This is a genomic window from Saprospiraceae bacterium, from assembly GCA_026129545.1.
Classification (GTDB): Bacteria; Bacteroidota; Bacteroidia; order Chitinophagales; family Saprospiraceae; genus M3007.
On the sequence record JAHCHX010000001.1, the window covers coordinates 2,436,844 to 2,455,368 of the forward strand.

The 18,525-nt window shown below is 55.7% G+C and carries 10 protein-coding genes; 3 read left to right on the forward strand and 7 right to left on the reverse strand.

The features are described from left to right. Positions 1-133 precede the first annotated feature (133 nt). Positions 134-901, forward strand: coding sequence for a tetratricopeptide repeat protein (locus KIS77_09300; GenBank protein MCW5922529.1), 768 nt, complete (start codon positions 134-136; stop codon positions 899-901). 133 nt (positions 902-1,034) lie between these two features. Here KIS77_09300 and KIS77_09305 read toward each other — a convergent pair whose 3' ends face one another. Then, on the reverse strand, positions 1,035-2,594 hold the full coding sequence (locus tag KIS77_09305) for a PglZ domain-containing protein (GenBank protein MCW5922530.1): 1,560 nt from the start codon (positions 2,592-2,594) through the stop codon (positions 1,035-1,037). A gap of 331 nt (positions 2,595-2,925) precedes the next feature. Then, entirely contained in the window at positions 2,926-3,666 is a 741-nt protein-coding gene (gene fabG, locus KIS77_09310; protein ID MCW5922531.1) for a 3-oxoacyl-[acyl-carrier-protein] reductase, read from the reverse strand. A gap of 178 nt (positions 3,667-3,844) precedes the next feature. On the opposite strand from fabG, the gene KIS77_09315 reads away from it, so the two are divergent. Continuing rightward, positions 3,845-5,083: an MFS transporter gene (locus KIS77_09315; protein ID MCW5922532.1), complete on the forward strand. Its 1,239-nt coding sequence runs from the start codon at positions 3,845-3,847 to the stop codon at positions 5,081-5,083. A 359-nt stretch (positions 5,084-5,442) separates the two neighbouring features. Here KIS77_09315 and KIS77_09320 read toward each other — a convergent pair whose 3' ends face one another. From KIS77_09320 to KIS77_09335, 4 genes are all read right to left on the reverse strand, one after another. Further along, positions 5,443-6,102 (reverse strand): tetratricopeptide repeat protein, encoded by a 660-nt coding sequence (locus KIS77_09320; GenBank protein MCW5922533.1) that lies wholly within the window; start codon positions 6,100-6,102, stop codon positions 5,443-5,445. Between the two features lie 90 nt (positions 6,103-6,192). Beyond that, positions 6,193-7,176: a VWA domain-containing protein gene (locus tag KIS77_09325; GenBank protein ID MCW5922534.1), complete on the reverse strand. Its 984-nt coding sequence runs from the start codon at positions 7,174-7,176 to the stop codon at positions 6,193-6,195. A 34-nt stretch (positions 7,177-7,210) separates the two neighbouring features. Beyond that, positions 7,211-8,200, reverse strand: coding sequence for a VWA domain-containing protein (locus KIS77_09330; protein ID MCW5922535.1), 990 nt, complete (start codon positions 8,198-8,200; stop codon positions 7,211-7,213). A gap of 46 nt (positions 8,201-8,246) precedes the next feature. Further along, positions 8,247-9,179 (reverse strand): hypothetical protein, encoded by a 933-nt coding sequence (locus KIS77_09335; protein ID MCW5922536.1) that lies wholly within the window; start codon positions 9,177-9,179, stop codon positions 8,247-8,249. Positions 9,180-9,261: 82 nt separating this feature from the next. On the opposite strand from KIS77_09335, the gene KIS77_09340 reads away from it, so the two are divergent. Continuing rightward, on the forward strand, positions 9,262-12,729 hold the full coding sequence (locus tag KIS77_09340) for a ThuA domain-containing protein (protein ID MCW5922537.1): 3,468 nt from the start codon (positions 9,262-9,264) through the stop codon (positions 12,727-12,729). A 393-nt stretch (positions 12,730-13,122) separates the two neighbouring features. Here KIS77_09340 and KIS77_09345 read toward each other — a convergent pair whose 3' ends face one another. Then, entirely contained in the window at positions 13,123-18,516 is a 5,394-nt protein-coding gene (locus KIS77_09345; protein ID MCW5922538.1) for a proprotein convertase P-domain-containing protein, read from the reverse strand. Positions 18,517-18,525 lie beyond the last annotated feature (9 nt).

An 18,525-nucleotide genomic window follows, 5' to 3' on the forward strand; every position in this document is an offset into this window, starting at 1 on the left:
ATTTTCGCCAAATGTATGGACATTGTTGGATAATGCGGGGCGGGCAAATAAAATTCAGAAAAAATCCACGTCATTGAGATTTTTGCCCCGTCAGCCGTCTAAGTTCGTGTCGGCATCAAAACGACTTCGCACCATGAATGAAATCCTCTATGAGTTCCTTCGGAAATACCGCCTGCATCAACTTTCGGCGGAAGAGCAAGCTGCTTTTGAGCAGCGCCTGACCGACGACCCGGCTTTCGCGCAGGAAGTGTCGGAATACGCGACGATGCTCGCCGCCATCCGGCAGGAGGGCGACCGCCAGCTCGAAGCTCGGCTGTCGGAATACGCCCAAGAGTTGTTGCAAGCAGAGAAAGAACCTGTTTTGCAAACTTCCAACCTGCGAGCCATGAATACTTATCGCAAATTCTTCTACGCCGCTGCCGCCGTTTTGGCGCTGCTGCTCGCTGCCCTTCCTTTCTTGCTCAACCAAGATCCCGGCCAAGCGCCTGAGCAACTTTTTGCCGCACACTTTGCGGCACCTGCTGCCCCCGCCGTGCGCGATGCTGCTCCCTCAGCATGGCAAACGGCATACGCTCAGGGCGACTACGCCGCTGCCGTCGCTGGGCTGGAACAACTGCTTGGCGATGCCTCGTTCGCCCGCCGCTCTGAGGCGTTGCTCTATCTCGGCGTGTCGCAATTGGCGCTCGGCAAGGCCGATGAGGCGTTGGCCGCTTTGCGACAAGTCAGCAGCGACAGCTACGACTGGGAGACTGCCCAATGGTACACCGCCTTGGCCTTGCTGAAGGCAGGCAAGGTGGATGAGGCCAAAATCATTGTGGACGATGTGGTGCATCAGAACGGGCATCCTTTCCAAAAGGAAGCGAAGGCGCTTAAGGCGCAACTTTACACCTTGATTCGCTAGGATTTATCGGATGAGCATGATTGATGCCCCTGATTTTGAGCGGATTGCGATTGCAGCCATGTCCAAAACTTGGCGGCGCGAGGTATAAAAATATGTGCTTTGCCCTTGATGGTAGGCAATCGGAAGATTGGCATCACTTGCTCCGTAGGCGCACTACCGGGCAAATCATTTCTTCCAAACTGATGCCTCCGTGTTGAAAGGTGTTTTTGTAATAGTTGTGGAAGTGGTTGTAGTTGTTCGGATAGAGGAAGAAGTAATCCTCTTTGGCAAAGATGAACGTGCTGCTGATGTTGGGGCGCGGCAGGCCTGCTTGCTTGGGGTCGCGCACTTCGAGCACGTCGCGGCGCTCGTACTGTAGGTTTCGACCCACTTTGTAGCGCAGGTTGGTGGTCGTCTCGCGGTCGCCGACCACTTTGGAAGGGCTTTGCACCCGGATGGTGCCGTGGTCGGTGGTGACGAAGAGTTGCACGTCGCGTCCTTCGAGTTTTTGAAGTGCCGTCCAAAGCGGCGAGTGCAAAAACCACGAGCGCGTGAGGGAACGATAGGCACGTTCGTCGCCCGCAAGTTCTTTCAACACCTCCATCTCGGTGCGGGCGTGGGAGAGCATATCAATGAAATTATAGACGATGACCGTCAAGTCATTGTTCAAGTAGTTGAGAATGTTGTCGTTGAGTTCCTTGCCGTGATTGACGTTGGTGACTTTGAAGTAGTCCCATTTCACGCCTTTGCGAAACACGCGGTCGAGTTGTTTTTCCAGAAAGAAATCTTCAAACAGGTTTTTGCCGCCCTCGTCGGTGTCGTTTTTCCATTTGTCGGGAAAGGCCAGCTCGATGTCGGCTGGCATCATGCCAGCGAAAATGGCATTGCGGCTATACTGCGTCGCGGTGGGCAAAATACTGAAAAAATAGCCTTCGTTTTCCGTCCTGAATTGCTCGTTGACGAAAGGCTCGATGACTTTCCATTGGTCGTAGCGGAGGTTGTCGAGCAATATCACAAGGGTCGGCACCCCCTTTCCGATATGTGGGAATATGTGCTTGCGCATCATGGAATGCGACATCACGGGGCCGACCTCCTTGTTTTTGTCCACCCAGTCGAAGTAGTTTTTCACGACGTATTTTGAAAACTCGACGTTGGCCTGCTGTTTTTGCTGCGCGAGAATGTCGCCCACTTCGGCTTGGTTGGCATCGAGGCGGAGCTCCCAACCCACGATGCGCTTGTAGGCATCTACCCATTCCATGTAGTCGAGGCCGCCGGTGATTTGCATGAAAATCTGGCGGAACTCCTGTTGGTAGTCCATCGCTGTTTTTTCGCGCACGAGCCGCTTGTTGTCAATGATTTTTTTGAGCGTGAGCAGGATTTGATTGGGGTTGACGGGCTTGATGAGGTAGTCGGAAATTTGGGAGCCGATGGCTTCTTCCATGACGTGCTCGGCTTCGTTTTTCGTAATCATCACCACTGGCACCGCTGGGTTGATTTCCTTGATTTTGGGCAGCGTTTCCAGCCCGGTAAGGCCGGGCATGGATTCGTCGAGGAATATCACGTCAATATCGTTGGTCCGTTCCAAGTAAATCTCCACCGCATCGTGGCCGTTGGAGGCCGTCACCACGTCGTAGCCTTTGGTTTGGAGAAACATGAGGTGGGGCTTGAGCATGTCAATCTCGTCGTCGGCCCAGAGAATTTTGATTTTGTCCATTATGTTTTATTTGCGCTGTTTGTCGCGTTGCAAAGGTGTGAATTTTAACAAAAAAAGTGACTACTTGGGTGAAGGCCTAGGGTAAGGTATTGAGAGACTTGCTTTGGGGTTGCTTACTGTTTCAATGGAGATGAAATCAGCCTCCCACCCTCTACCTTCCGTCCTAGGCCTTCTACCCTCTACCTAAGTTTTACCAAATAAAAAACTTCCAAAGCCGCCAGTTTCGCGGACTTTGGAAGCAGGTTGTCAGGTTGAGGAACGCTATGTGGCGTGGGTTAATTTCGCAGGGGAAAAAACAATTTTGGTATTTGTGGGCAATTGGCGGTCAGATTCAACAATTTAATGCCCCGCATACCGAAATCACCTGACCGCTGATGTAGGCGCCCATGTCGGAAGCGAGAAAAACGCAAGCGTTCGCCACGTCGTCGCCAGAGCCAAAACGCTTCATGGGTATGGCGCTGAGATAGCCCTCCTTCGTTTTTTCGTCGAGTGCGTCGGTCATTTCGGTGGCGATGAAGCCGGGCGCGATGGCGTTGCAGCGAAGTCCCCGTGAGCCGTATTCCTTCGCGATGGATTTGGAGAAGCCAATGATACCCGCCTTGGAAGCGGCGTAGTTGGCTTGCCCGGCCTGCCCGAACACACCCACGACGGAGCTCATGTTGATGATGCTGCCGCCAGCGCGTATCATGGGCTTGAGGGCGTGTTTGGTGAGGTTGAACACTGATTTGAGGTTGGTTTGAATCACCTCGTCCCATTGTTGCTCGGTCATGCGGAGCATAAGCGTGTCGCGGGTGATGCCTGCGTTGTTAATCAACACATCCAACTTGCCAAAGTCCTTTACGACTTCGCTTACAAGAGCCTCGGCTTGGGCGTAGTCGCCCGCGTCGCTTTGGTAGGCTTTGACTTTGGCGCCCAATTCGGCGGCGAGTTTTTCCGAGCGTTCCTTGGAGGAAGCCGAGACGTAGGTGAACGCGACCGTTGCGCCATGTTCGGCGAATTTGCGCACCAGCGCCTCGCCGATGCCACGCGAGCCGCCTGTGATGAGAGCAACTTTTCCTTCGAGTAATTTCATGTCGTGGTGGATGTGTTGAATGGTGGATTTGGTGATTTGTCTGAACGGGCAAAGTTGGGAAATCTGGTTTAATTCTGATAGCGTTGAGAAAAATGCCTGCTTTTGAACTTCCAATACAAGCCTTTCGTTCTTTTGCGCCAATATCTCAACACCTCAATATCTCAACACCTCAACAATTTTGACAGACGCTTACGCTGCCCTGCGCATCCCCGACTACCGCCGCTTTCTCGCCATGCGGATGATGACCACGCTGGCCATCCAAATCATGTCGGTTTCAGTCGGCTACTTCGTCTATGACCTCACCAACGACCCGCTGATGTTGGGGTTCATAGGGCTGGCAGAGGCAATCCCTGCCATCGGTATCAGCCTTTGGGCGGGACACTTGGCGGATAAGTATAATCGGCGCAGCATCCTGATTGGATGCATCCTTACGCTTTTCCTTTGTTCCGTTGGGTTGTTGACTTTAGCCGCTTGGCGAGATTTACTGCCCAAGGCGATTCTGTTGGCGGGCATTTATTCGGTCATATTTTGCACGGGCATCGCGAGGGGTTTTTTTAGCCCGACAAACTTCGCTTTTTTGCCTCAATTGGTTGCTCGAAAACTATTGCCCAACGCTATCGCTTGGAACAGCAGCACCTGGGAGGTGGCCAGCATCACGGGGCTGGGGCTGGGTGGCATATTATACGGTTTTGCTGGGGTGTCGTTCACTTTTAGCGTGATGAGCGTGCTTTGTCTGTTCGCCTTGATTTTTGTGTTTCAAATCGCGCCGCGCCCTGTGCCGACTACCGACCATTCGGAGCCTGCGGTGGAGCGCATCAAGGCGGGTTTGCACTTCGTCTTTAGCAATCAATTACTTATCGCTGCCATCGCGCTCGATTTGTTCGCTGTGCTGTTTGGAGGGGCGGTGGCGTTGTTGCCGGTATTTGCCAAAGATATTCTGAAAGTGGGGCCGGAAGGCTTGGGCATTTTGCGGGCGGCGATGTCGCTGGGTGCCATCGGCATGGCGTTCGTTATCGCTCACCGGCCTTTGGGGAAAGGCGCGGGCAAATTGATGCTCGCCTGTGTGGCAGGGTTTGGCGTGTGCATCATTGGGTTTGGGTTGTCGCGGTTGTTTTGGCTGTCGTTTTTCTTCCTGTTTTTGGCAGGCGTGTTCGATGCGGTGAGTGTGTATGTGCGCTCGTCGCTGATGCAACACCTCACCCCTGAGCACATGAAAGGGCGCGTGTCGTCGGTCAATTCGATTTTTATTACCTCATCCAACGAAATCGGGGCCTTCGAGAGTGGGCTGACGGCCAAACTGATGGGCACGGTGCCTTCGGTGGTTTTTGGCGGCACGATGACGATTCTGATTGCGGTCTTTACTTGGTGGCGAGCGGCGCAGTTGAGGAAGTTGGATTTTGAGGAAATCAAAAAGTGATGCCAACCTTCTGGTTGGCGCGCCGACGGCGGTAAAAAATGGCGTCGTGGAAAAAATTTTTAAACACTTTCGGCAACTACTTGAGCAGGGGCAGCGCCCCGGAATGTGTTTCGGGGCGCTGCCCCTGTCTGAGTAGTTACAAATTTCGTTAGAAGGCGGAGGATTGCGAGATTGATGCCTTCGTTGGCATCCTCGCCAGCAAAAAATAACGGGATGAGTACTCGGGCTTGACCACTCGCTCCACCGCTTGCTGTTGGCATCCCCGCCAACAGTGGCAGAAATCTTCCTGCCGATTTTTCGTGGTAACGCCAACCTTCCGGTTGGCACGCAACGTTCGGCCAACCAGAAGATTGGCGCCACTACCAATCCTTCTTCACCCGCGAAGGCTTGGTGGAAGGCGCGAGGGTCCGGTACTCACGGGCGCTTTTTTCTTCATCGGGCACTACGAGCGTTTGTAGGATATGCTTGGCCGCGTCGGGGGAGAGGCCTGCGGAAGGCTCCTCTTTTTTGAGGGGTTGGTGGGCTTGGTCGAGATAGTTGCGTTGAGGCTTGGGTGGTGGCGGCGGCGGAGGCGGAGGAGGTGGCGGGTCTTGTTGCTCTTTTTGTTTCTTTTTGGCGATTTGCAAGTTCTTTTTGGCGTCGAAGCGGTTGGGCTGCTGGCGCAGGCTTTTTTCATAAGCGGCAATGGCTTCCGCGTATTTCCCTTGTTGCAGATAGGCATTTCCCAAATTGAAAAATGCTGCCGAGCGTGCTTCGGGGGTAGCGGCGGCGGCGGCTTTTTTGAACGATTCGGCGGCCACCTCATACTTGCCTTGTTGGTAGGCAGCATTGCCGGCGTTGTGCCAGGCCGATGCGCTTGGTGTTGCTTTTCGATAGGCTTCCTCTGCAGCGCTCCACGATTTTTCGTCGTAGTGGCGGTCGCCTTGGCGCATTTGCCGATGGACTGACTGGGCGAGCGACGCTGCCGGGCATAGCGACAACGCAGCGATGACAAGATGTCGAGACAGTGCGTTTTTCAAGAATGCAATTTGATTATTGTCAATGTGATAATCCCGATATTTCAAGACAGGTTGTGATATAGTCAACGCAAATCAGCAGATTTTGCATCGCTAGCTTTTTTGCCACCACACCCCCTCTTCCACGACCAGCAACAGCAACGCCAGCAACGCCAACCAATGAAAATAGGAAACATATTCGGTGTAGGCTCGCGCTTCCACAGTGGTTTTTTGCAATTTCCTCACCTCATCGGCCAAAATGCTCACAGCCCTCCCATCGTCAGCGTTGAGCGTCAGGCCGCCACCAGCCTTGGCGATATCGCGCAGCAACGCCGGGTTCGCATTGGTGCGCACCACTTGGCCTGTGAAGTCGCGCTTCAGGCCACCATTGGGAAGCGGGATGGTCGCATTGGAAGCCGAACCCACGCAAACGGTATGCAAGGTGATGCCCTCCGAACGGGCCTTGCTGGCACGAGCGAGCAAATCGGCCTCGTGGTGTTCCCCGTCCGAAATCAAGAGCAGGGCACGGCCCGCTGGCGAAGCCGAGCTAAACAAGCGGGCACCCAAATCAATCGCCGCACCGATGTCGGTGCCTTGGTCGGTGATGAATTGAGTACTGGCATTGCGAGCAAACAACATCAACGATTCCACATCTGTAGAGAGCGGCATTTGGATGTAGGCGTTTCCGGCAAAAAAAACCAGGCCAAGCCTTTCGCCTTTGAGCGCCTCCGCCAATTGCAGAATGAGGCGCTTGGCCTGCTCCAATCGGCTGGGCTTGGCATCCTGCGCCAGCATGCTTTGCGAAATGTCGAGGGCAATCAGTACATCCGCGCTTTGTTGCGGCGGAGGGGTGCGTCGCACGGCTTGTTGTGGATTGGCAATGGCGATGGCCACCAGTGCTACCGCTGCCGCAAACAGCGCATTTTTTACCCAAAAGCGTTTTTTGGAAAAGCCCAACATGAGTCGCTGTGCCAAAGCGGGCGAACCGAGCCGCTGCAAGGCCTGCTGTCGCCACCGCCAATAAACCCATAGCAAGAACGCCTGTAAGGCAACGGCCCACAGCAAATGAAGGAGTATTGGATTTTCAAATCGAAACATGGTTGTTGAGAGAGGTTGAGGGGGTGTATGAAAGTTATGAGGTAATCACGCGCAGGGGGCCCCATCGGAGCAGCATTTCCAGCACCAACAGGCAAAACGCCGCGTCTAGTAGCCAGAAATAAATGTCGAGGGTGTGATGCACCGTACTGGTGGTGATTTTTGTTTTTTCCAAACGGTCTATTTCGGCATAAATACCTTGCAAATCGCCAGCGGAGCGTGCGCGGTAAAATCGGCCCCCGGTCAGCCGTGCCACATCCTCCAATAGCTGGGTGTCAAAAATCATGGTGCGGGCAGCGAAGGCAAACGAACCATCCAGATTTTGAAACGTCGGCGACATCACCGTGCCGTCGGCCCCCAGCCCGATGGTATATACCTTCACCCCCAACGCGCGGGCGATTTCGGCGGCTTTGATAGGGCCAACCACCCCTGCATTTTGCTCGCCATCGGTCAACACGATGGCAACTTTGCTCTTGGCTTCGGAGCCTTTCAAGTGGTTGACCGCCGTGGCGATGCCCATACCAATGGCCGAACCGTCTTTCAGGCGGCCTACTTGCAAGTTGTTGATGAACGCCTGCAAGATGCGGCGGTCGTTGGTAAGTGGGCATTGGGTGAAAGCGCCACCTGAAAACACCACCAAGCCCAAACGGTCGTATTGGCGGCGACTGACGAAATCGTTGGCAATTTGCTTGGCCACGGTGAGCCGGTCGGGCGAGAAATCTCTGGTGAGCATACTCGGCGAGAGGTCCATCACCAGCATGATGTCGAGTGCCTCCGCCTCTATTTTTTCCTCGTGCCACATCTTTTGTGGCCGAGCGACGGCCACGATGAGCAGCGCCAGCACCACCCAACGCAGCGCCTGAATCCATTTTCGCGCATATACCACCCAAGTTTTCACGCCACGCATGGCCACCTGCCGCGACACTTGCAGGGCGACGTGGCGTTTGTTGGCCGTGCGGCGATAGACATACATGAGCACGGGCAGCAGGAGCAATAACAAAAGCCAATAAGGCTGGGCAAAGGACATTTGCGATTGACGATTTTGCGATTGACGATTTACGATTGGGGTGGCATTACTTGAATGGATTGCCGGGATGGATGGATGGGTCGCGTGGGGTGGTAGCGAGAATGAGTTGTCGGGCCATGTTTAGGGCTTTTTCGTGAAAATGGGCAGGGGGCGGATGTTGGGCGAATTTTGTCATGTCGGATTCGTGTAGCACTTGGCGAGCCGTATCGCGCAGGTTTTCGGGGAATCCGACGGTTTTCAACAACGGCAAAATCTCGCGCGTGGTGGACTCCAGTGCCGGAATGCCGAACCGCCCTTCCAGATATTCCCGCACAATGAGGCTCAATTCGGCGTAGAACGGCTCCAATTGGCCGTGTTTCCATGGTTGTTTTTGCTCCAAAACGTTCAACTTGTGCAAAGCCACCTGATGCGGCGGCACCACGGGCGCGGGTGACGGCACCACAATGCTCGGCGCGGCAACGGGTCTTTTCTTTCTCCTGCGCCAAAGCCAAATCATCAGCGCCAAGCCTGCCAAAGCACCCGCCGCCCAAGGCCAATGGTCCGCCCAAAGCGTCGGCTCTCGCCATATATCGCGGATAGGTTCGGCCTCATTGAGGTCGGCGGTTGCGTAGGTGGGTTTCACCGTGAGAGCGAGCGGGTTGGAGCGCAAAGTGTCGCCCAAGCGGAGCGTGACTTTGAGCGGTGGAAGTTGCAGCAAGGCGCTATCGAAAGCAATCAGAGTGAATTGGCACATCCAACGGTTGCCAGAGCGGGTCCAGCCAGTTTGCGAGAGGATGTTCTCGGGAGGCAGCAATTCGCGCCAAGAAGAGAAATCAACCGTGCCGGGTTGGGCATTCACGCCAGCCACAAGCACACGCAGCGCAAACGTGTCGCCCGTCTCCACCGTGTTTCGGTCAAAAATAGCACTCGCGCTAGTTTGCGCGGCGGCAGCAACAAAAAGGTGAAGGCAAATGGCAAGCAGAGCGTTTTGAAGATTCATCTGTGCTTCAAGTTGTGGCAAATGTAACAATCCCCGTTCCTTGTCATACTTTTCGCGGGCATTATTCCAGCACCCACCGAAGATGAATCGCCTTATCTCCATACTTATTGTTTGCGCATTGTTTCAAAACTGCACCCGCTGGGACACTCCGCCGCGCGTGCTTGTTTTTTCAAAAACAACGGGCTACCGCCACGAGAGCATCGAAGCGGGAAAAGAGGCGCTGGTGAAAATTTGTCTCGAAAATGGCATCTTGGCGGACACGACGGAAAATGCCGACGATTTCAACGAAAAAAACCTGAAACGATATGCCGCCGTCGTGTTCCTAAACACAAATGGCGAAGTGCTCGACCCGCGACAGGAGGCAGATTTTGAACGATACATTCAGGCGGGCGGCGGCTTTGTGGGCATCCATTCGGCCTCCGCGACGGAATACACTTGGCGTTGGTACGGAGGCTTGGTGGGCGGATATTTCAAGCACCACCCGCCCATTCGAGACATTGACCTTTATGTTGAAAATTGCCCAACAAACAATTGCGAGCCGTGGCATTGGAAAGACGAGGTGTATTACTTCCGCTCGCTTGAGCCAGACCTCGAGTGGTTGCTGCGCGTGAAAGATGACGCTGCCGACGAGGCCCCACACCCTTTGGCTTGGCGACACGAATACGACGGGGGGCGGGCCTTTTACACCGCCTTGGGTCACATTCCCGCGTCGTACAGCGCTCCCGTTTTCCAGCGACACTTGCTTGATGGCTTGCGCTATGCCATCGGGAAAAACCGCCCGCTCAACTACGGGCGCTGCCGAACGCAAAGAGCGCCCGACCCAACGCGGTTCGTCAAGACGGTGTTGGCTAGCGACCTGCACGAGCCGATGGAAATCGCCCAGTTTCCCGATGGCAAAATCATCCTCATCGAGCGGCACGGGCAAATAAAACTGTTCAACCCCACGACAGGTCTGCTGAACACGGTGACAAAACTGCCTGTTTATTCCGAAATGGGCGACGGCCTGCTTGGGGTCGCCATTGACCCTCATTGGCACGTCAACCGATGGATTTACCTGTACTATTCCTCTTTGAAAGACTCCATGAACCAACTGTCGCGCTTCGTCTTTCAGGGCGACACCCTCGACCGCGCTTCCGAGACGGTGTTGCTCACCATCCCCGTCGGCCACAAAGACTGCTTCCATGCCGCCGGCAGCCTGACTTTCGACGCGGAAGGCAATCTATTCTTGGCGACAGGCGACAACACCAGCCCTTTTGCCTCCGATGGGTTTGCACCCATTGACGAGCGCCGGGGCAGGGAAGCGTTCGACGCGCAGCGGAGCGCTGCCAATACGAACGATTTGAGAGGTAAAATTTTGAGAATAAAGCCTTCGGACGATGGAGGGTATGTTTGCCCGGCGGGGAATTTGTTTGCAAAAAAAGACCTCCGCGTGAAGAACGGCGCCGCGCCCGACGAGCAACAGGGTGGCCGTCCAGAAATCTACGTCATGGGTTGTCGCAACCCTTTTCGCATCTCGTACGACGAGCGTCGCCAATTGCTCTTTTGGGGCGACATCGGCCCGGACGCTTGGCACTCCGACACCGCTCGCGGCCCCATGGGTTTCGATGAAATCAACCGCGCCCGCGAAGCTGGAAACTATGGCTGGCCCTATTTCGTGGCAGACAATCAGCCCTATCGAGCCTACGATTTTTCCACCCAACAATCGGGGGCGTTTTTCGCTTCTCAAAATCCCGTGAACGATTCGCCCAACAACACGGGTGCGCAGATGTTGCCACCAGCCCAGCCCGCCTTTATATGGTATCCGTACAGTAAAATCCGCGACTTTCCGAATGTGGGCACGGGCGGGCGAAACGCAATGGCCGGGCCAGTTTATTACTGCGACAAATATCCCGAAGCCACTCGTTTTCCGACATATTTCGACGGTAAACTCATCATCTACGACTGGATGCGCAACTGGCTCATGGCTGTGACGCTCGACAGCTTGGGCGATTTTTATCGGTTGGAGCCTTTCGCCGATTCGGTGCCGCTAAGCCGCCCGATGGATATGCTGCTCGACCAAAAAAGCGGCTCGCTTTGGGTACTCGAATACGGCACGCGCTGGTATTCGTCAAACGAGGACGCGCGATTGAGCAGAATTGATTTCGTGCAGGGCAATCGCCACCCCATCGCAATGTTGGAAGCAAACAAAACCGCGTGTGGCACTCCCTGCGAAGTTGTTTTTTCTTTTTCAAAATCAAAAGATTACGACGGAGACAAGCTTACCTATCAATTGGATTTTGGAGACGCTTCACCCCTCGCAAGCGGGTCTTTTGTGCCTGCTCGACTGTCTGAAAAAAATGGGCAAAGCACGACGCTCGACACGCGCCGCAAAGGGCGTGCGGGGCAATCGGGGGAGGTTGGCGTGGTGCATGTTTTTCCAAAACCGGGCGTGTACGAGGCGACGCTGACGGTGACGGATGCGCACGGTGCCACCGCCACTGCTCGCAAGCTCATCAGCGTCGGCAATGAGCCGCCGCGCGTGTGGTGGGATTTGGGCGGGCGCAATCGCAGTTTTTATCGCGCGGGCGACACGCTGCACTACCGACTTGCGGTGGACGACCGCGAGGACGGCTCTTTGAGCAATGGCGGCATTGCGCCGCACGCCATCAGCACATCGGTCGAGTATTTGGAAAAGGGCATCAACCCCGCAGCGCTTGCCCCGACTCCCGCCTCGACGGCCCAACCCGAAAAATACGCCGAAGGCAAGCGCCTCGTGGAGCAGTCCGATTGCAAGAGCTGCCATACCGTTGACAGGCAAATCAATGGCCCGTCTTTTCAGGCTGTGGCCGAGCGATATCGCAACAACATTGCCTTCGCCGTGCCGAGCATTTACCGAAAAATCATCTACGGCGGCGGGGGCAATTGGGGCGCGTCGTACATGACCCCACATCCGCAAATAAGAGAGGAAGAGGCGATACAGATGTCGCTGTGGATACTGTCGCTCGGCGCTCCTCCCAAACCCGTGCAGTCGCTTCCTTTGGAGGGGAGATATGTGCTTGCTGGCCCGACGGGGGCATATTTGTTGAAGGCCGCATACCGTGACCGAGGCCATCAAGGGTTGCCGCCATTGGAGGGTAGCGAGACCTTGATACTGCGCCCGGCCGTGCTGCAAGCCGAAAAATGCGACGAACGCAGCGAGGGCGTAAGCCTGCACCGACCTTTCGACAACGACACGGTGGTGCTGCGCGACTTGAAGCACAACGCGTGGTTCGCGTTTCGGCACGTTGACCTAGCGGGGCTAAAATCACTGGTCTTGCGCTTGGGCTTTGGCGACAGTGCCGGCGGGCTGCTCGAACTGCGCACGGGCAGCCCCGATGGCTCGCTTCTTGGCACCTTGCACTTGGCACCTTCCGATGCGCAACGGATAATTTTTGAGGAAATGAAAATCGCCCTTCCCGCGAACCGTGCCAACGGCTGCCGCGCTTACTGCGATTTATTCTTTGTGTTCAAAAACAAAAAAGAACCCAATCGCGGCGTGGTGTGCGTGGATTGGGTCAGGTTTGATTGGTGAGGATTGAATCGAATGAGTTGTTACACCTCGCGCTGCGGCGAAAATTCATGCCGGAGAGAAGTAGGGGAATGCACTGCTCAGACCAATGTATACCTTGATTCGCTAGGATTTGTTAGATGAACATGATTGATGTTCTTGATTTTTAGCAGATTGCGATTGCAGCCATGCCCAAAACCTAACGGCGCGAAGTATATGCTTCGAGTCGTCAAGTTTTCAGCATGAGCGAAGTCATGATTCATTCAAAATCAGAGAGGGCGAGCATGAGCAGCTGATGCGGGGTTGAAATTTCTTGGCGTTTGATATCAAATTATTCAGGCGGTGATTTCTCACCGCCTGAATAGCACAACGTTTGACGGCCATTTTTTTTTTGCCATCATTTCTCACGCAATCTCGTTAGCGCATCACGCTCAGGCGTACGCTGCCCCACTGCACCCCGTCGGTCAGGCGCAGCAAATAGATGCCCTGCGGTGCGTCCTGCAAATCAAGCAGGGTGCTGAACGCACCACCTGCACCCGGGTTGAAATCAAGCGTGCGGACGCGGCGCCCGGCAGCGTCGAACAATTCCGCCCGAAGCGTGGCTGGCGCATGCTCCATCGCTACGCGGAATAGGCCCGTGCTTGGGTTGGGCGACACCACAAGGCCCCACACGGCGCTTGGCTCTACCGTGCCAATGACGTTGATTTCCACCTCGACAGTATTCGTGCAACCCGCTGCGTCCTTCACCGTGACGGTGTAGGTTCCGTTGGGCAGGTTGGGGAAAATGTTGGACATCTGGAACGCCACCCCGTCAAGGCTGTACTGATAGGGCGGATTGCCGAACGCACCCGATGCCACAATGGTATCGCCCGTGGCAACGGCAGTCACCTCCACGGGCGTGGGGAAGGTAACAGTGACGGGGACTTGGATAATGGTGCCGGTCACGTCTCGAACGCGCACCGTGTTTTGCCCGGAGAAGATGGTAAAGACATTGCTGCTCTGGAACGGCTCGTTGTTGAGCGAATACTCATAAGGGCCTTCTCCACCAGTCGCTGTGACCTCAATGGTGACGGAGGGCGCACAAGGGTCGGTGCCGACGACTTCCACAGTGGCGGCAAGCGGGGGCACATCTATTGTGAAGGAGGTAGTGGCTGTGCAGCCATTTGCATCGGTAGCTGTCAGGTTGTAAGTGCCGTTGGGCAGGTTGACAGGTGGCACCGGGCCATTGAAGGTATAGGTATATGGAGGAGTGCCGCCGCTTATCATGATGTCAGCATCGTTGCCATCCACCTCCACCGTCACCACTAAGGCTGGTGGCTGTGGGAAGACAAATTCCTGCGAGACTACTTCGTTTCCGATGGCATCGCGCACGACCACGACGTGGGGGCCGACACCCAGATTGGTGAAGACATTGCTGCTATGGAACGCACCTCCATTAAGCGCATACTGATAAGGAGGGATACCACCCGTGGCAAGCACCTCAAGGGTGCCGGTCGCCGCGCCGAAACACAAGATGCCTGTGTTCGGATTGAGCGCGACGATATCCAAGGCTGGCACATCCACAGTGACTTGTGTGGTGGCGGTGCAACCATTGGCATCGCGCACAGTCACCGTGTAATCGCCGTTGGGCAAGTTTCCAAATGTGTTGGCGCTCTGGAAAAGCGTCCCGTCAAGGCTGTATTGAAGCTGCCCGGTGCCGCCAGCAGCGGTCACGGTAATCGTGTTCAGGTTGGCGTTGGCGCTGGCGGTGATGGCAGAGGGGTTTGTCAAAGTCAAGAGATTGGTGCTGGCAGTGAAGCCCTCACTATCACTCACCACGACGGTGTAGTCACCTGCGGCCAAACCGGAGAAGATGTTTTCCGGTTGGGAAGGGCCACCGTTCAGGCTGTATTCAAACGGCGCTTGCCCACCACCGATGGTGACGGCGATGACACCATTGTTGCCACCAAAGCAGCTGATGGGTGTTTGCACGCTCAAAGTCGCCAGCAGCGTATTCACGGCTACGATGGCCTGAGTCGTGGTGGTGCAGCCATTGGCATCGCGCACGATGATGGTGTACACACCATTAGCCATGTCCTCAAAGACGTTGGAGGGCTGATAGTCATCCCCGTCGAGGCTGTATTCCAGTGCCCCCGTGCCGCCCGTTGCGTTCACCGTTATTTGAGCGTCCACCACGTTGTTGCTGGCGGTGAGTGGGAGCGGGTTGTTGAGGACAACGGAATTGGTGGTCGCGGTAAAGCCAAACTGTCCCGTCACTACGACGGTGTAATTGCCCGCCGCAAGTCCGCTGAACACGTTGGAGGATTGGTTGGGTCCGCCATTGAGGCTGTAGAGGTATTGCCCATCAAGCCCGGATGCGCTGACGGTGATTTGACCGTTGGCATCGTTGTGACACAGAATGGCTTGCGTTTGGGCGAGTGTGGCCGCAAGGTCGTTCTGAATGATAATGATGTTAAACGTGGCGTTGTGCACCCAAGCAAAGTCGTTGAGGTCAATCGCATCGAACTGGAATGCGTCGGAGGTGGCCGCATCGCCGCTGTGCGTGTAGACGACCAGCCCAGCGTTGATGTCGGCTTGCGTGAAGGAGCCGCCAATGCCCAATGGGGCACCATTCAGGGACAAGGCACCATGTTGCGGCAGGCTTAACAGCACGAATTTCCCTTGCTCCTCGTCGCCGGAAAGCGAAATTGACAGATGTGCTTCGTTAATCACCCCATTGCCACCTGCTGGCACGGAGAGGGGATTGTTTGAAGACAAAACGCCTGTTGGTACCTCTTCCGCAAAACAGAAGGTGAGGCTCCACGCCACAATGCTGCCGCCATCGTCGGCAAAGTTGTCGCGCACCAGCAGCTGCCATTCCCCTTGCGCGTCTTTGCCATTCACGACGGCAAGCGGGGTGATGGGCTGGAACTCGCCGCTCAACGCGGGCGGAATCGTGTTGCACATTGATTCCAACTGCGCGGCGGTTTGTGGCGCGTTGTCGTTGAATATCAAGGCTAAATTGTCGCCCGAACATCCGAACTGCGTGGCTGGCACACCGGGCCGGTCGAACAGGACGGTCGTGTCGTTGGTCGGCGACACCAATCTGGCATCCAAATCACCGACATAGGTGTGGCTGGCCACCATAGCCACGTCCACATCGGCTATGGCTTTGTCCGATACGACGTTGAGTGCCGATATGGCGGTGTTGATGCTATTGGCATCTATTGTTTTTGGCACATCCGTGCTGCTGAACACTTGGCCGCACGTCAAATTGCCTGTTTGGAAGGCATACACAGGGGAGTATTCACTCTCTCCGCAGTCGTTGGTCGTTTTCAGGCGCCAGTAATAAACCGTTCCCGACTGGAGCGTTGTGGTCTGCAAACCTGCGTTGTTGAGCATCGCCAATTGTACTATCGCGCCTATTTCAAAGGACGGATTTGTGGCTACTTCCACGATATAGCTTTGTGCAAATGGCACGGCATCCCATTCAAGGTTCACATTGAGCGGCAACCCCGAACTGCCGTCGGAAGGACTGTTGGCTAGGGCACCTGCCGGAGCGCCCGGCAGGATGCTCAGCAACACATCCGCGCTCTGCACGATGGGGCCGGAAGTGGCTTCCAAGGTCAAGGTGTAGTTGCCCGCCATGTCGGGGGTGATATTGTCAATAGCAATGGTGGCGACACCCGGGGGCGTGGCAGGATTGGGAGCAATCGTGACCGATGCGCCTGCTGGGGCACCCGTGACCACGAGGTTCACCGGGTCGTCGAAGCCCAAAATGGAAGCGACGTTGGCGGTGAAGGAAGCCGTTTCGCCCGCGCAAGCCTGCAACGTGTTGGCAGAAGTGCTTAGCGAGAATGTCGGTGAGGGCGGCAGCTCGATGCGGAAATTTTGATTCGAGATGTCAAAGAAGATATTGCCTATGGCCTCCACTTTCACGCGGCAGGTGTTCGACAGGTTGTCGGGCACTGTCACATTGGCCGAGCCGGTGTTGGGCGCAGAAGCCGCCAACACGATGGGATAGTTGAACCCTCCATCGGTGGAGAGCAGGATGCGCACGTTGGCGCAGTTCACCGGGGCGGCATTGGTGTTGGCCACATCCCAAGTGACGGTCTTGGTTTCGCCTACATACCAGACCACGTTGGTGTTGGGTTCGGTCACGAGGAAGGGGCCTGCTGCGTCAGTTACTGTGAGCACCGCGTCGTCCTCGGCGGTGCATCCGCCGTTCGGGTTGTTGTCGCGCAATACTACTCTGAATGTCAGGGTGCGTGCCACACCGGGCAGTCTTTCCCAAGCATAGTTGGTGTTCGACACCAGATCCGTCAGACGCGGGAACCATCGAGTGGGTGATGCTACTGGCTTGAAGGAGCGGAACATTGGCCCGGTGGCGTTCGTGGCGGCAGGCGGGTTGGTCGTGCCCAATGCGGCATCTATTTGTTCCCAGCAGTAGGTGAGGGCATCGCCGTCGGGGTCGCTACCTGTTGCCGTGAGTGCGAAAGGCGTGGATTTTGGGATGATGTAGTCTGGGCCGGCATTCACGGAGGGATTGTTGTTGCCCGTGTTGATTTTCACGGGGCAGTTGTTGCCAGTGCCTGTCACGGCAAACGTGCCTATTTGCTGGATACTGCGTGCATGAAAGTAGTCGTCGCTGTTAGCCTGCACATTGTGCGCGCCGCAGATGCCCGCATAGGCCATGACGGTGCTGCCGCTGCCGGGTTCCATGGCGCTGGCGGCGCTGCCGTTGCCGCTGCATGAGCTGGCAGTGCCGTTGAACGTGTGTGAGCCGCCAAACTGGTGTCCCATTTCGTGTGCCACATAGTCAATGTCGAACGGGTCGCCGATGGGTGCGCCTGACCCTGTGACGCCGCGTGCCTTGTTGTTGTTGTTGCACACCACGCCCAAGTTTGCCACGCCGCCGCTGTTGGTGCCAAACACATGACCGATGTCATAATTGGCCGCACCGATGACGTTGGTGATGTTCGTCTGGTTTTGGCCGAGCATGGTGCTGGCGTTGCCGTTGGTGTAGGGGTCGGTACTCGGGTTGAGATAAACAATCAGGTTGTTGTTGGCGATGATTTGCATCGTGATGGCAAAGTCGTTCTCATACACGCCATTCACGCGGTTCATCGTGGTGTTCATGGCTGCAAGGGCCAATTGGGTGGTGCCGCCGTGAAATATGGCATATTCACCTGTGCAAGCCAAAGCCAAGCGATAGCGGCGCAGCTGGCAGTCGCCTTGCAATTTTGCGCTGCTCTCGTTGAGGGTAATCTCCTGCCAGTCCTCGTCGGGCGTTTCGCACACAAACGGCGCGTCGTTTTTTTGGGGTAAATAATCTTTTTTGAAATAAACGGTGTAATGCTCGGTGTCGCCGTGGCTGTAAGGGTCCACGAACACGGTGCTGTGCAGCGGGGAAATCACCATGGCGTGAAAGCCGTGTGGTGTCCAGTCGCATTTGAGCAAGGCCGTCGGGTCGTCAATGCCGTGACCTGTGTAGGTGCGTATCTCTGGGAATTTTGCTTGCAGTTCGGGTGCCATTACGGGCGATTCGGTAAGTCGAAACCGGCTCGCCTTGCCATTGGGCATGGGTATGCTGATGATGGGCTGGTCGCTCGTTTTGGCGGCGGCGGCGGTAAAACGCTCTGGGGCGGCCGTGAGGAGCGGTTGGAGCGCCGTTGGGTCGAGCCGGACGGTGCGGTAAGTTTGAGGCACAATGCGGCGTTCGCCGAAGAGCGGAATTTTTTCTTCCGCTATTTCTGACCAAAGGGCTTGTGCTTGGGCTGCGCCGACCACAGCGAGCAGCAACAGTAGGGTAGTGGTAAACTTTCTAAACATGGGAAAGTG

Coding starts and splice junctions, on each gene's coding strand:
- KIS77_09335 (MCW5922536.1), bottom strand. CDS start 9,179: ATGAATCTTCAAAACGCTCTGCTTGCCATTTGCCTTCACCTTTTTGTT.
- KIS77_09305 (MCW5922530.1), bottom strand. CDS start 2,594: ATGGACAAAATCAAAATTCTCTGGGCCGACGACGAGATTGACATGCTC.
- KIS77_09300 (MCW5922529.1), top strand. CDS start 134: ATGAATGAAATCCTCTATGAGTTCCTTCGGAAATACCGCCTGCATCAA.
- fabG (MCW5922531.1), bottom strand. CDS start 3,666: ATGAAATTACTCGAAGGAAAAGTTGCTCTCATCACAGGCGGCTCGCGT.
- KIS77_09340 (MCW5922537.1), top strand. CDS start 9,262: ATGAATCGCCTTATCTCCATACTTATTGTTTGCGCATTGTTTCAAAAC.
- KIS77_09325 (MCW5922534.1), bottom strand. CDS start 7,176: ATGTTTCGATTTGAAAATCCAATACTCCTTCATTTGCTGTGGGCCGTT.
- KIS77_09345 (MCW5922538.1), bottom strand. CDS start 18,516: ATGTTTAGAAAGTTTACCACTACCCTACTGTTGCTGCTCGCTGTGGTC.
- KIS77_09330 (MCW5922535.1), bottom strand. CDS start 8,200: ATGTCCTTTGCCCAGCCTTATTGGCTTTTGTTATTGCTCCTGCTGCCC.